15 protein-coding genes and 1 tRNA gene are annotated in these 14,196 nt (G+C 48.5%); 4 read left to right on the top strand and 12 right to left on the bottom strand.

All coding sequences use genetic code 11. The features are described 5' to 3' along the window. Positions 1–256: 256 nt before the first annotated feature. The 4 genes from MKX74_RS21700 to MKX74_RS21715 form a co-directional block, all read right to left on the bottom strand. Positions 257–1,420 carry a DUF418 domain-containing protein gene (locus tag MKX74_RS21700; protein WP_341179804.1) on the bottom strand — a complete coding sequence of 388 codons (1,164 nt, stop codon included), beginning with the start codon at positions 1,418–1,420 and terminating at the stop codon, positions 257–259. A gap of 331 nt (positions 1,421–1,751) precedes the next feature. Further along, positions 1,752–2,678 (bottom strand): aldo/keto reductase, encoded by a 927-nt coding sequence (locus MKX74_RS21705; protein WP_341179805.1) that lies wholly within the window; start codon positions 2,676–2,678, stop codon positions 1,752–1,754. Positions 2,679–2,790: 112 nt separating this feature from the next. Beyond that, entirely contained in the window at positions 2,791–3,213 is a 423-nt protein-coding gene (locus MKX74_RS21710) for a GNAT family N-acetyltransferase (RefSeq protein WP_341179806.1), read from the bottom strand. 29 nt (positions 3,214–3,242) lie between these two features. Then, the gene (locus MKX74_RS21715) at positions 3,243–3,782 is read right to left on the bottom strand and encodes a MarR family winged helix-turn-helix transcriptional regulator (RefSeq protein WP_341179807.1); all 540 of its coding nucleotides are present in this window, start codon (positions 3,780–3,782) and stop codon (positions 3,243–3,245) included. Between the two features lie 210 nt (positions 3,783–3,992). On the opposite strand from MKX74_RS21715, the gene MKX74_RS21720 reads away from it, so the two are divergent. After that, complete coding sequence (locus MKX74_RS21720) at positions 3,993–4,763, top strand: methyltransferase domain-containing protein (RefSeq protein WP_341179808.1); 771 nt, start codon at positions 3,993–3,995, stop codon at positions 4,761–4,763. Positions 4,764–4,971: 208 nt separating this feature from the next. On the opposite strand, the gene MKX74_RS21725 is transcribed toward MKX74_RS21720, so the two are convergent. The 3 genes from MKX74_RS21725 to MKX74_RS21735 all read right to left on the bottom strand — a co-directional run bounded on the left by MKX74_RS21725 (position 4,972) and on the right by MKX74_RS21735 (position 5,768). Then, positions 4,972–5,045: transfer RNA gene (locus MKX74_RS21725), tRNA-Arg, on the bottom strand. A 153-nt stretch (positions 5,046–5,198) separates the two neighbouring features. After that, positions 5,199–5,333 carry a hypothetical protein gene (locus tag MKX74_RS21730; RefSeq protein ID WP_018885444.1) on the bottom strand — a complete coding sequence of 45 codons (135 nt, stop codon included), beginning with the start codon at positions 5,331–5,333 and terminating at the stop codon, positions 5,199–5,201. 81 nt (positions 5,334–5,414) lie between these two features. Next, positions 5,415–5,768: a hypothetical protein gene (locus MKX74_RS21735; protein WP_018885445.1), complete on the bottom strand. Its 354-nt coding sequence runs from the start codon at positions 5,766–5,768 to the stop codon at positions 5,415–5,417. Between the two features lie 168 nt (positions 5,769–5,936). On the opposite strand from MKX74_RS21735, the gene asnB reads away from it, so the two are divergent. Then, the gene (gene asnB / locus MKX74_RS21740) at positions 5,937–7,781 is read left to right on the top strand and encodes an asparagine synthase (glutamine-hydrolyzing) (RefSeq protein ID WP_018885446.1); all 1,845 of its coding nucleotides are present in this window, start codon (positions 5,937–5,939) and stop codon (positions 7,779–7,781) included. A gap of 301 nt (positions 7,782–8,082) precedes the next feature. Here asnB and MKX74_RS21745 read toward each other — a convergent pair whose 3' ends face one another. The 3 genes from MKX74_RS21745 to MKX74_RS21755 all read right to left on the bottom strand — a co-directional run bounded on the left by MKX74_RS21745 (position 8,083) and on the right by MKX74_RS21755 (position 10,622). Further along, a complete protein-coding gene (locus tag MKX74_RS21745) occupies positions 8,083–8,715 on the bottom strand; it encodes an XTP/dITP diphosphatase (protein WP_341179809.1) in 633 nt (210 codons plus the stop codon). Continuing rightward, positions 8,715–9,476, bottom strand: coding sequence for a ribonuclease PH (rph, locus tag MKX74_RS21750; RefSeq protein WP_018885448.1), 762 nt, complete (start codon positions 9,474–9,476; stop codon positions 8,715–8,717). Before rph ends, MKX74_RS21745 begins: the two co-directional genes overlap by 1 nt. A gap of 93 nt (positions 9,477–9,569) precedes the next feature. After that, positions 9,570–10,622 carry a GerMN domain-containing protein gene (locus tag MKX74_RS21755; protein WP_025676513.1) on the bottom strand — a complete coding sequence of 351 codons (1,053 nt, stop codon included), beginning with the start codon at positions 10,620–10,622 and terminating at the stop codon, positions 9,570–9,572. A 250-nt stretch (positions 10,623–10,872) separates the two neighbouring features. Between MKX74_RS21755 and MKX74_RS21760 the strand changes: the two genes are divergently transcribed. Together MKX74_RS21760 and MKX74_RS21765 are read left to right on the top strand one after the other, a co-directional pair. Next, positions 10,873–11,433, top strand: coding sequence for a phosphatidylglycerophosphatase A family protein (locus MKX74_RS21760; RefSeq protein WP_026281161.1), 561 nt, complete (start codon positions 10,873–10,875; stop codon positions 11,431–11,433). 185 nt (positions 11,434–11,618) lie between these two features. Beyond that, positions 11,619–12,044, top strand: coding sequence for a GNAT family N-acetyltransferase (locus tag MKX74_RS21765; RefSeq protein ID WP_341179810.1), 426 nt, complete (start codon positions 11,619–11,621; stop codon positions 12,042–12,044). Between the two features lie 243 nt (positions 12,045–12,287). On the opposite strand, the gene MKX74_RS21770 is transcribed toward MKX74_RS21765, so the two are convergent. Beyond that, positions 12,288–13,301 carry an MBL fold metallo-hydrolase gene (locus MKX74_RS21770; protein WP_341179811.1) on the bottom strand — a complete coding sequence of 338 codons (1,014 nt, stop codon included), beginning with the start codon at positions 13,299–13,301 and terminating at the stop codon, positions 12,288–12,290. An 81-nt stretch (positions 13,302–13,382) separates the two neighbouring features. Next, positions 13,383–14,126: a class I SAM-dependent methyltransferase gene (locus tag MKX74_RS21775; protein WP_018885453.1), complete on the bottom strand. Its 744-nt coding sequence runs from the start codon at positions 14,124–14,126 to the stop codon at positions 13,383–13,385. Positions 14,127–14,196: the final 70 nt, after the last annotated feature.

The following is a 14,196-nucleotide window of genomic DNA, read 5'->3' on the forward strand; positions in this document are numbered from 1 at the left end:
AATACAAGAAGCACTCCGCTTGGAGTGCTTTTTTTGCGTCTGGGGATGAGAACCCCTTCAGAGGGGGCGTCGGAGCATAGGCTTCGGTAGCATTACTTCGCAGTCGGCTCGATTTTTGAGCCGTCTTTCATATGGCAGACGGCTTCTTTGTGTTCTGTGACTAGAGTTACTTAACAACTCAGTTGACGCCGGGTGCATTTTCTGTGGCCATTTGCTGCGCTCTTCTTTTCTTTTTCGGCTGCCCTTTCCAGGACAGTTACGTCCAGATCCGTAGGACATGCTCGAACGGTCCATTGCTAAACTTCTTTAAATAGAGCGGGCTGAACCACAATTGAAAGCCGTAGACAGCAAGCGCAATAACAGCCCCGATGAACACACCAGCACGGCCAAATAATCCCAAGCCATATCCGTAAAAAATCATTGTGCAAATCACACTTTGCATCAAGTAATTCGTCAACGAGAGTCGACCAACCGCCTCGAATCTGCTGATCAGCCTCGCATGGTTGCGCCCCACATAAAGCCACGCAAATGCATAAATATACCCAAGCGCAAGTAACGTTCCTCCGAGTGCCCCACCGATGCCCATACCGGGCCATCCTCCTACACTGAGTTGTGGCGCCAATACACCGTATGCTTTGAGCAGTAAGCTGACCGGAATCAGAATCACGGCCCGACGCAGATACGTATGCCGCATTGCCTCAGGATCGTCAAACGTACCCACTCTGGCGGCGCGCATACCGAGCAGAAACATCGGCACCAGCAACAGCGGAACAGACACCAAAATCAACAGGGCTAACGTCTCATCGAAGTCCCCGCCGAATGGATCGGCGTTGTTCATGAAATTTCTGATCTCTGCATAGCTGCCACTGCCGTAGACATCTTTACTCTGTAGAATATAATTTTCCATATGCGTGGACGGTGTATGGGCCAGCGGATCCAGTGGATTGAAGGCAAGAAGACCAAACAAGCCTGACCCGGCGAGCAGCAGTACCGCCCAGATTAGCAGCGTTCTCGGCTTCCTGTTGAGGAACATCAGCAAGAAGAAGCCAAGGACCCCGTAAAACATCAGAATGTCCCCTTCCCACAGAAAGGTCATATGCAGCATACCGATGCCAAACAACATTAGGAAGCGGCGAGCCAGATGGCACTTTGGGCGCAGCTCTCGTGATTGTAGACTTTCTGACAACTTAATCATGCCGAAGCCAAACATAAATGCAAAGATCGGCATAAAACTTCCCACCACAGCGATAAGGAGGAGCGAGTGCAATGCCCGCTCAGCTCCGACTATCCCGAATAATTGCGGTGTACTCTGGCCGAACACCCCATATTGAAATGCCAGTATATTCGCTAACACGATCCCGGCCAGACTGAATCCGCGCAATGCATCGATTAATTGGATGCGCTTTTTGGGTGTACTCACTCTAATCACCTCTATTTATAGAATAATGTTCAACATCAGGAATACGACCTTGCTTGGTACCACTGAATCCTGATTTGAGTTATATATACGTTTCGGATACGGTGACACATCACGTTGTTAATAGAAATAACATTCATTTATTTCCACAATGTATCATTCGAGTTATTTTAACACTTGATTTCTAAAAATTCTTTATATAATTCAATTATTTTAAATATTTAAGAGACGAGGGATTATGTTCCTCGAAATAAAAAGACACCCTCCATAATGAGAGCGCCTCTTCTACTCTAAAAAAATATACATCGAACAGCATATTCGACATTTAGTACATTCAGGACTTCACAGCCTGTGGATGCTCGTCATTTACCAGTGCAAGCGAGGCAGCAGCCGCATTGGACTCAACCTGCTCAGGAGTCTTGCAACCTGGAATAACAGCCGTCACAGCCGGATGCTGCAAGCACCAGGCCAGTGCCCACTCTGCCATCGGTACGCCTGCTGGTACTTCCTCACGCTGAATCTGCTCCACCTGTGCCAGTCGCTCGTCCCGCTGCTGTACGTCATGCTTATGACGGACATCATTTTCACCAAAGGCCGCTCCCGGCTTATATTTACCACTTAGATACCCACTTGCCAGCGGCACTCGTGCCAGCACACCGAGCTTCTGCTCTTCGCAGGAAGGGAACACCTCTTCCTCAGGCACTCGATCCAGGCGATTATACACCACTTGAATAACCTCCGCTTTCAGATCACTGGCCTGCGAGGTCTGATGAATGTTCGCATTGCTCCCGATGGAGATGCCCAGATGCCTGATTTTCCCAGCCTCCACCTGCTTGTCCAGCATAGTCCATAGCTTATCATTGTCAAAGCTGGTATCCGGCCCGGAATGAAATTGGTAAATATCAATATACTCTGTTCGAAGCGCCTTTAATGATTGATCCAACTGTGCAAGCACTGCTTCAGCCGAGAATTGATCTGTTCGTTCGAACAATCCATGAAAATGATGACCGAATTTGGTGGCCACGATCCAGCGTTCACGTTCACGCCGACTAAGATAATCACCAATGAACGATTCAGACAAATGATCGCCATAGCATTCCGCCGTATCAATTAGATTGATATCCAATTCAGCAGCCTTATCCAGTATGCGGTCCACTTCATCCTGCGTATACGTCAATCCCCATTCACCACCGAATTGCCAGGTCCCTACTCCAATGACAGAGGTCTTCAACCCGGTCGTGCCCAACGTTCTGAATTTCATAGCAAGCGTTCTCCCTTCTATGTATACACTGTTGATTTTTTCACTACATTCACTTTCTGTAATATTATCACAATTGGAGAAGTTGATTTTGTTAAATTCAGTTTATATATGTTTATCGTTCCCATAACATCAAAAATTCCTGTTCTCCTGTGTTCTCATCTATTTTTTCAGCCTCTATTATAAAACTTTCTCTTTGATAAAATTTTATAGCACGCTCATTTTTTTGATACACACTCAAGGACAGCTCTGTTTTGATAGATTTGGCATAATTCAACAATTCCCTTCCAATTCCCTTAGATTGTGAAATGGTAGAAACAAAAATACCTGCAATATAATTATTTGAAAGACCTACAAATCCAAGTATTTCATCACCTTGTTCATAAACATATACCTCTGATTGAGGTAGTATTTCTTTTACAGCATTAAATTGTTCTGTCCAATATCTTTCTGGGATAAAATTATGAGTTCTAGTATTAACTTCAAGCCAAATTTGTGTAACTTGATCAATATCATCTTTATTTAGTTTTCTTATCATGCTGTATTAACCTCCAAATTTTACTTAAATTAATTTATGCTTTTCCCCGTTTTCATTATCTTGCGGAATGTATCACAATATAGTTGCATTCCCTCTAGGAAAGCTTCTCGTTGTTCGGGTGTTAGCTCTGCAATAGCACTGCGTTCTGCTTCTCTTATTTGAGGAATTATTGAATTAGCAAATTCTTCCCCCGACTTTGTTAAATGAATTGTTTTAGCTCTTCGATTATTTGGTATTTCCCTTAATTCAATCATTCCTTTTTTATAAAAGTTGGTAATGACTGTATTCACAGTTTGTTTCGGCAAAAAGGTTTGTTCACAGATATTTTTTTGTGTGCAGTTTTCGATCTGCGTGATGAGATTGAGTATTTGTAGACTGGTATATGGAAGATTAACTGACTTTGCATAATCTTCGTAAATCATATTCATTTCGTGCAAACCAATGGCAAATTGCTTTAATTGGCTGTCTGTAATGTTACATTCCGTCATTGATAATCCTTTCTTCGTACAGTACTGTAATAGGACTATTCTAATATAAAAAATAATTAATTGTAAATATTCACTGTCCAAATCACCACACCTGAAGTCAGATCCAGTAAAGGCATTGCGAGAGCTTAATCCTGATTCTATCCACGTAATATACTTATAAATTAATAAACATTTGTTTAGTGATAGGTTTTGCCTATTAACGTGGTAGTTTTCCAATATTTCTATACAGGTGCCTTTCTGTGCAACAATAGCTTCATAACTACAGATGATATGATGAAGGAGATGGCCCTGATGTCTTCAAATGCTTGGAATCCAGATACCTACGATCAGCAGTTAGCCTTTGTAACTCAATATGGCAAGGGATTGGTTGAGGTGCTTGCTCCTCAGACGGGAGAGCTCATTCTTGATCTGGGATGCGGCACTGGCGATCTATGCCATGCTATTTCGGAGACTGGTGCACGAGTTATTGGCATAGATATGTCACCTGAAATGATCGAGAAGGCACAGCACAAATATCCCGCTCTAGCTTTTATGCAAGGAGACGCGGCAAGCTTTGCCGTCCCTGAGCCGCTGGATGCGATCTTCTCCAACGCGGCTCTGCACTGGGTCACCGAGGCTGCGGAGGTCGTATCTTGCATGTGGCAAGCACTTAAGCCGGGAGGACGGCTGGTGCTGGAATTCGGTGGTCACGGCAATGTGCAGCAAGTCGTTAATGCCATTCATCAGGTCTTAAGCGCTGATTATGGGGTTGATGGTAACAACCTTCATCCCTGGTACTTCCCAACGCTTGGTGCTTACAGTTCTCTGTTGGAGAAGCAAGGGTTCCGTGTGCTGTCTGCTGTCCACTATGATCGTCCAACTATGCTCGAATGCGGGGAGCAGGGACTTCACATTTGGCTGGAGGCCTTTGCAGGAAAGCCCTACTTCTCAACTTTTACAGAACCAGAAAGACAAGAAATCTACAGTAAAATAGCCGCTGCATGCCGTACCGAACTGTTCCAGGATGGGAACTGGTATGCGGATTACAAGCGGCTTCGAATAACGGCTGTTAAGCCACGCTAATGTCCTTACAAGGGGTTCTCTTCCACTGACGTAAAAAAGCACTCCTAGTGGAGTGCTTCTTAACTGTACGTCCCAGGAGGGATACGGCTCATAAATCGAGCCGACTGCGAAGTAGTGCTAACGAAGCTTATGCTCCGACGCCCCCCTCAAGGAGTTCTCTTCCACTGACGTAAAAGAAGCACTCCTAGTGGAGTGCTTCTTAACTGTACGTCCCAGGAGGGATTCGAACCCCCGACCGACGGCTTAGAAGGCCGTTGCTCTATCCTGCTGAGCTACTGGGACACTTTAAAATTATGTATTTAGTGCGTTTTTGATTATAGCACAGATTGGAGGTCTATGGAAAGTCTTTTTTCTTAAATTAATAATCAGCCACTAATGTTCACATAAAAATATAGCCGCCCACATCAAGTAGACGACTATTTTTCACAAGCAGGGCTACTTATTTCCTGTACGCCATGGATTCTTTCCAGATGGATGCTTTACGTTCTGATCAAGGACTTTTTCTGCATACTCAGAGTCATGCGAATAATTGTTGCCTTTGTTCTTCTTATAGTTATCCTTAACGTTCATAATCCCCCTCCTTTCCATTACGGCCCTAATGCTCCTTATAGTGCTTGGCCTACAAGGTATGTCGCGTCATGCATGGACTTGCTAACGAGCACCGAACTCCTCCGACAGCTCTGCCTCCAGCTTTCCGAACCCTACTAGCTCAGAGGTGAATTTGCCACGTTCCTCGCCAGCTGTAGTTAAGGTTGAATCCGTAAAGGCTTGCTCTGTCGCATCCTCAAAGGCAGAATGAAGATTGTTATCGTACCAGTCGAGCTCCAGATCAGCATCATTACGTACAATGCGAAGCAATTGATACTGATGGCCGTCTGCGGCGGGAGCAACGTACACGAGCAAAGAAGGGTCATCTGCGGCTCCTGGCTCCACCTCAATCTCGGCACAGCGCATCCCATTGATTTCCGTATATCTTCTGATCTTGGCATCCTTAATGTAATACATTTGGCATCCTCCTTCCTGAGGGTACTGGGTGCTTGCAGTCCCCCGGATCATATGTAGTTTTCGAAGCGGACAGACATTTTATGCCCTGATTCGGCATATCCTTGTTTATACTCTCGATGTCAAAAACCAGACACTGGATGAACTATGACAAGGAAGGGATGAATCTACATGTGCGGAATTACTGGATTCATACAGTGGAATACAGATCTCACCCGACAATCCAATCTGCTCCTGCAAATGACGAACACGCTCGTGAGCCGTGGACCGGATGCATCGGGCACCTGGATCTCCAATCCCTGTGCCTTTGGTCACCGGAGACTAAGCGTCATGGACCCTGAGAACGGCGCACAGCCCATGATCCGCAAGCGTGAGGACACTACGTATACGATCGTCTATAACGGGGAGATTTATAATGCGCCAGAGCTTAAGCTGGAGCTGCAGCAGAGAGGTCACTCGTTTACGACACAATGTGATACCGAGGTTCTGCTCGTTGCTTATATGGAATGGGGGCCAGACTGCGTAGACCGGTTGAACGGAATCTTTGCATTTGCGATATGGGATGGCAAGGAAGAACAGGTCTTTATGGCCAGGGACCGACTGGGGGTAAAGCCTTTTTTCTATAGCGAGACCAAGGATGCTTTCATTTTCGGATCAGAGCCCAAGGCTTTGCTTCAGCATCCTGATGTAGAGGCTGTCGTGCATGCAGACGGTCTTGCGGAGATTTTTATTGTTGGCCCGGCAAGAACCCCCGGTCATGGGGTATATGCCTCCATTAAGGAGCTTAGACCAGGACAGACGCTGACCTACGACCGTAATGGAAGCCGAATTCGTACCTACTGGAAGCTGGAAAGCGCCGCCCACGAAGACAATGTGGAGGACACCGCTGCCAAGGTAAAAGAGCTTCTGCAGGATACGGTGGAACGGCAGTTGGCCTCGGATGTTCCGGTCTGCTCCCTGCTGTCAGGAGGACTGGATTCAAGTGCCCTATCCTCACTTGCAGTACGCTATTATAATCGAACAGGACAAGGACAGATTCACACGTATTCCGTCGATTACGTCGATAATGATAAGCACTTCAAAGCCCATTCCTTCCAGCCTGGAGCAGATGCACCATGGATACAGCGTATGGTTGAGGATTTGAACACCCAGCATCACTGGATTGAATTTGACACCCCCGAGGTTGTAGAGGCTTTGGAATATTCGACTCGCACGAGGGATCTGCCAGGAATGGCAGATGTGGACTCCTCTTTATATCTGTTTTGCCGAGAAATCAAAAAGGGAGCGACCGTGGCCATTTCCGGCGAGGCTGCTGATGAGGTCTTTGGAGGCTACCCCTGGTTCCATCGGGAGGAAATGTTGAATGCAGGTACCTTCCCGTGGGCAGTAGCTCCAGAGCTACGGGCTAATCTGCTCTCCCCCGAGATCAGGGACTGGATCAAGCCACTGGAGTATTTGCAGGATCGTTATAGCGAAGCTGTCGGAGAGGTTCCCCGTCTGCAGGGAGAGACAGGTAAAGCCGCACAGATGCGGGTGATGTCCTATCTCAACATTACACGCTTCATGCCCACATTGCTGGATCGCAAGGACCGAATGAGCATGGGCGTAGGCCTGGAGGTGCGTGTCCCTTACTGTGATCATCGTCTCGTGCAATATGTATGGAATATTCCGTGGGAGATCAAGGTGACGGGCAATCGTGAGAAAGGTATCTTGCGCAAGGCGCTAGAAGGTGTTTTGCCTGATGATGTGCTATATCGCAAAAAGAGCCCCTATCCCAAGACGCACAATCCCGCTTATCTTCATGAAGTGCGCAAGCAGGCATTGGATATGCTGGATGATCCGTCCTCTCCCATTCTGCCACTGATTGATGCAGCCCGGATACGGGAAATTGCAGCTTCGCCTGAAGCCTCATCCAATCTGCCTTGGTTCGGTCAGCTCATGTCAGGTCCGCAGCTATTCGCCTACCTGACTCAAGTCAACTATTGGCTTCGCACGTATAAGGTCGCTATTCGTTGATAACAGAACAACCTTCCGATCGCTGTTATCCCCAGTTTTCTTTTGGCCCTCTATCCAGATTTCTTTCGGCTCTCTATCTTTTGGCTCTCTATCTAGTTATATAAAATAAGCAGGCAGCCCGTCATATTCGAGCTGCCTGCTTCCTTATTTCACGATATCCTGTAATTATCCCGGCTCCTTGATCTTACCTCTTGTAATTCTTCGTGATCTGTGGAGCGCATGAGTTAGCAGATAACGGCTCTATACTCACATGTAATCTGTTCCTTACGCTAGGGCGAACCGTCCAACCATCCTCGGTACTTTACAGCTCGTGACTACCCAACTGTTGAACCAAAGAGCGCAGCGCTGCCCCGCGGTGACTGATCGACTGCTTCTCCTCCATCGTTAGCTCGGCCATAGTCTTCTCGTAGGCTGGCACGTAGAATACAGGATCATAACCGAAGCCGCCATTCCCGGCTCTCTCCGCGGTAATCCAGCCCTCGGCTTCCCCAGAAGCCTCCAGCGTACGTCCTGTATGCGGATCATACAGGACGAGCGAGCAGATGAAGCGGGCAGGACTCAATAACGGTTGTCCCGTATCATCTCCCTGCTGCGCTCCTTCCAGCAGCTCCAGTAGCTTCTCGATGTTACCCTCATCCGTGGCATTCTCGCCAGCAAAGCGTGCAGAATATACACCTGGCGCTCCATCCAGCAAATCCACACAAAGACCGGAATCATCAGCCAGAACGGGCAGTCCCAAAGCATCCCCTACTGTTCTGGCCTTCTTCAGGGCATTATCAGAAAAAGTCGCGCCATCCTCCACCACCTCAGGCAGATCCGGGTAATCAAACATGCTCTTAACCTCTTTGTTAAAAGGGGCCAGCGCATGGGCGAACTCGCGTACCTTGCCCTTGTTTTTCGTGGCGACAATAACGATATCCTTCTGACTGCTCATTAAGCATTCACCCCGGCTTGGCGACTCCCAATCTTCAGTGCGATTGGCCCCAGTACTTCCTTCTGGCGCTCAATTAGCTGCAGAATGCCATTCTCGCCGAGCGTCAGCATCTCTTCCAGCTCCTTGCGATCGAATGGGCTGTCCTCTCCAGTGCCTTGCAGCTCTACGAATTTGCCGCTACCCGTCATGACCAGATTCATATCGACCTTCGCTTTGGAATCCTCATCATAATTAAGATCAAGTACTGTGTTACCGCCGGCTACCCCCACGCTCACTGAGGCCAGGAAGTCCGTAATCGGAAATACCTGAAGCTTGTGCTGCTGCGCAATCTTATCGACAGCGATGGACAGCGCCACAAAGGCACCTGTAATGGAAGTGGTTCTCGTACCGCCATCTGCCTGTATAACATCACAGTCCAACGTGATTGTGCGCTCCCCAAGCGCCTGTAAGTCGACGACTGAGCGTAGTGCTCTGCCGATCAGACGCTGAATCTCCATCGTGCGTCCTCCCAGCTTGCCTCGAGCTGCCTCACGCTGGTTACGGGTGTGTGTTGCTCTAGGCAGCATCGAATATTCTGCATTGATCCAGCCCTTGCCTTGCCCCTTCATGAAGGGAGGTACCCGCTCTTCTACACTGGCAGTACACATCACCTTCGTATCTCCCATTTCAATATATACGGAGCCTTCCGCATATTTGTTCACACCTGTGGTCAACTTCATTGGCCTTAGCTCATCACTGTTGCTGCGTCCATTAGATCTCATGTTTTCCTCCTACATCGTTTGCGTCCTGCATGTTCACTCTATTCTAACAGAGGAATTGTAAAAATCCAAAAACAGGAACGCTCCGTGATCGCTCTAGATTGGAATTTCATTAATATGTTCAGGCCTTGCCACAGGTAAACCGTAATTTTGATTATCCTCGCCCATGACTGTCTTTTGCCCATTCAGCTCAATGCGGATCTTCGCTGTTCCACCGGCATTATCTGCTGCGGTAAGCACGATGGATTGCAGGAATTCCGCTGGGACGATCTCGCCATGCTCGAACATATCGTCTGTAATCGCGACACTGACCACCCCATCCTCTGTCTTCTTGACGGATTCCAGCTTCGTCTGGCCAGTCAGCACCTGATTGAGTCCTTGCTTGGACTGAGGACCATGAATAAGCTCAGTCAGGGCAGAGCTTAGCTTGTCAGGACCAGACTGAACGAGCCTCGTAACAGGCACATAGTAGGCCACGCCTGCAGGAGAAGCAGCGGAGAAATAGACCGTTACAGGGCTGGAAGACATTGCGGACACTCCGTTTCCAAGCTCCAGATTAATCCCCAAAGCTCTTGTCAACAGACGGTCGGTCGGTGTCCCATTGACTGGCATCTCATTCAGTTTGCGGCCATCCACCCATATCTGCACACTCTGTACATCCGGACGCTCCGTTAAAGTCCATGTCAGGGCTTCCAGTATTTTGCGTTCATCCTGTGCGGGATAGTCAAGGAACGAGGGGTTGAATTCCACCACAGCAACCTTACTATCCTGATCAATACTTACGCTTTCCACCTCGGTCCCCTGCGGGAGAATTCCCTGAAATCCCTCAGGGATAATGCCTGAGAATGGTCCGCCTTTAACGAGCATTTCAAGTGAAGTTTTCGCATTCGCTGCCGAATCTCCAGGTGCAATCGGAAGTGATACTGGAGCTAGCAGACCATTCTGATCCGACAAATAGACAGCCTCCAGTCGATCTCCAGTCGGTACACTCTCTCCTGATGCTGCCTTCAGCATCGCTTCTTCCACCGAAGCTGGCGGTGGATCAATGGATTGTGCAGAAGAATTGAATAGACCGCATCCAGCCAGCAGCAATGGCACCATAAGCATGCCAACAGCCGGAACTAATCTAATAGCTCTTTTACCCTTCATAAGTGTTAGCCCTCCCTAACCTAGTAATTGCAGCCATACTCACATCCGCCAATGATTACGGACTTTTCGTAGTGATGTTCCCGTAAACAAAACCATAGCTAGCATTGTGAACAGGCTGGAGATTGTACTAATATGTATACGAGCCTGTATGCAAAAAATAACCAGCAAATTCTTCATGCAGAGCTCGCTAGAAATCTCTGATTCAGGAAATAATCATACGACAAGAACGGCTGAGAGAGGGTGCTTCATGATGAAGGAAGAAAAGGTTCCGTATAGTCTGAACAGCAAGAAGGTCGCCGATGCTACCCGAGAGTGGCTACACAAGCGCGGTGTCATGATTAGCGAAATTGCAGAGCTGGTCATGCTGCTCCAGCAAAAGTATTACCCCACCCTTACGATGGAGGAATGCATTCACAATGTAGAGCAGGTACTTGCCAAACGTGAGGTGCAGAATGCTGTACTGACTGGCATTCAGCTCGATATACTTGCAGAGCAAGGTGCCTTGATCTCTCCCCTTCAGGAAATGATTGAGAATGATGAAGGCTTGTACGGAGTAGATGAGATTCTCGCCTTTTCCATCGTCAATGTATATGGAAGCATCGGCTTCACGAACTATGGATACGTGGACAAGCTGAAGCCAGGGGTGCTGGAGCGTCTGAACGATAAGTCGAGCCTCCCGATTCATACCTTCCTGGACGATATCGTTGGCGCGATTGCTGCCTCCGCAAGTAGTCGCATTGCCCACCGCAAGCAAGCAGAGCGGGAGCGGGAGCTTGGTGAAGATACGCTCGGAGACAACATCGCTCCTTAATCACGTCCCGATCGCATGGACCCTATGGGCGCTAAGATATGAATCCGCTCGCTGAAGGATGATTAATAACGTTGGGAAATGTACCTGTAAAATAGAGGGCCTTAGTTGAAATGGAGAGTGAGAGGGTACTATTGAGTAAGCCAAGTAACGTAAGTGGAATGAATAGCATAAGTGGCAAAAGTGACATGAAGGTCTCATGGAGCATTCGTCCCATGACAATAGAGGATTATGAACAGGCGTTCAGCCTGTGGGAGCATATGGAGGGACTAGCTGTCAGCGAGGCAGATTCACGTGAACAGATTGAGCGTTATCTGAATCACAACCCCGGCTGCAGCTTCGTATGTGATATCGGCAATGGTATTGCAGGGACCGTGCTGGCCGGGCATGATGGACGCCGTGGCTTCTTGTATCATCTGGCGGTCGACTCTGCTTGGCGAGGGCGCGGCATCGGTGAGCATTTGGTCGAGCACGCCTTGCAGGCCCTACGACAGGAAGGCATTGAGAAATGCCACATTTTCGTCATTAGCGGCAACGAGCAGGGAGAGCGCTTCTGGCTGTCCCACGGCTGGGAGAAGCGGGATAGCTTCCATGTCTTTTCCCGCTCCCTTTAAAGTTCTCATAATAAATTTATTCATGAGTAGTAAGTAGTAGCTTCGTCAGTTTCACTTGTAGGTGTAGAGAGGCTACAGACGGGGAGCCCTGTCGATCACTTAAGCTTGCTGTTCTGTCGACCGAGGCTCAAAAACTATGAGCAGCAAGCTTAAAGGCAGGCACTCCGTATCTCTAGGGCTTCCCGATTCCCGCTAACGACGGATGCTCTCCAAACCATCCATCCGACCTCAGATTCGATCAAGCTACGAGTTGACTGACCACGGGGACGTTGAGTGGTGGAACAGTACCTCTTCCGCCTCTTCTCCCCCTTTTTGCGTTGCCCGCCCACGCCGAATCAACTCGAACAGATGCGCCAGTGTCTCTGACATGGCGAAGCGCATCTGATGAGGTGTCAGCTTCTGACTGAACAGCTGAATGCAGAGCTGGAAGGCTGTCGTCGGTCCTGCAACGAGCAACTCCTCCAAGCGGTTCAGCCGCTCCTCATGATGGGATAGCAAGATCCACGTTCGATCTTGAAAATTAGAAAAAGGGTTCCTATGGCCTGGGTAGGCCTTCGTTACCTCATACTTTCCGAGCTCCCTTAACCCATCCATATACTGCTGTAAAGGATTCGTCTCACCACCTGGCACATAGCTGATATTGGGTGAAATCTGCGGTAGCACCGCATCTCCACATAGCATCGTACGCCGCTCCGGCTGATAAAAGGACAGATGGCCAGCAGCATGTCCGCCGGTCTGGATCATCTGCCAGGATTGACCTCCCATGTTGAAGCTCTGCCGCTCATCCAGCAGGGTTACTTCCGGTTGGGGCGTCACCTGCTGCTCCCCCTCCTGCATATGTGCAGGCAGAGCCTCGAGCCACGTCGCTGTCATGCCATGTCTGGCATACAGCCCAGGCAGCTGTTGAATCATGTTCGCAGAGGCTCCCCACATTCTCCTCGCTTCCTCCTGACTTCTTTGGGACATGTAGACCGGCGCACCACTTCGCTCCTGTAACCAGCCTGTCATTCCATAATGATCAGGATGATGGTGAGTGGCCACAATACCTTTAATCTGCTTAAAGGACAGGGATAACTGCTCAAGCAACCACTTCCACTCCTGCTCAGCCAGCTCCGTGTGGGGACCAGGATCGATAATAGTCACACCCTCTCTGTCTCGAAGAATATAACTATTCACCCAGCGCAGGGGGAACGCCATCGTTATTTTCGCCTGAATCAGATCATCCTCATCCCAATAAGTAAGCTCTGGCAATTTCATGAGGTCCAACACTCCTTCTTTTGGCACCAGCTTGTCTTTGTCGCCATTTATGTATAGCTTCTATGTAGCTTCTCCTTCGTACTACTCCTTCCGGTAACCTACAAAGATCATGCGGGGAGAATTCTGCTCATCATATTTGTCCTCCTGATAGCTCCCATGCACTTGCTGAACATGAAGCCCTGCCTCCTGCAGCATTTGCATGAATTCTTCATAGGTATACAGCTTGACACGCTCTTGGTGAGTCCGCACGTCCCCTTGACCATCCTTCATGGGGCGCAGCGTGATCTGCTTACTGACATATCCGTCCTCCACCTTGCGGTGCTCTTCAATCTGCAGCCCCTCTATGGATCGGACAGAATGCGGCACCAAATGACGAATGACATAGGACGGGTTCATATAATCAATGATGAATCGTCCGTCTGGCTTCAATATTCGGCGAATCTCATGCAATACCTTCTCCTGCTCCTGATCATCCCGGAAATACCCGAACGAAGTAAAGAGGTTCACTACCGCATCATACCCGCCTTCTAATGGAAGATTTCTCATATCTGCACACACCCACTCTACCTGTTCCTGCTCATCAAGATGAGATGCTTCTTGCAAAAGTACCTTGGACAGGTCGACTCCTGTCACCTTATAGCCCATCTGGGCAAGCACGATGGAGTGTCTTCCCATGCCACAGCACAGATCCAGCACACGGGCTCCCTTCGGAAGGTCCAACCAGGATATCATTTGATGGACCTCACGGTTCGCTCCGGCTACATCACGATGCTTATATACAATCAGATAATCTTCTCCGAAGCTGTCCTTATACCATTCTGTCATGATTTCTATCCCCCCAAATACAAGTCTATCTAGCTACTGACATTCCATTTGGCCTGTAAAATTCTCTGAT

This window comes from Paenibacillus sp. FSL K6-1230 (assembly GCF_038002385.1).
Lineage (GTDB): Bacteria > Bacillota > Bacilli > Paenibacillales > Paenibacillaceae > Paenibacillus > Paenibacillus massiliensis.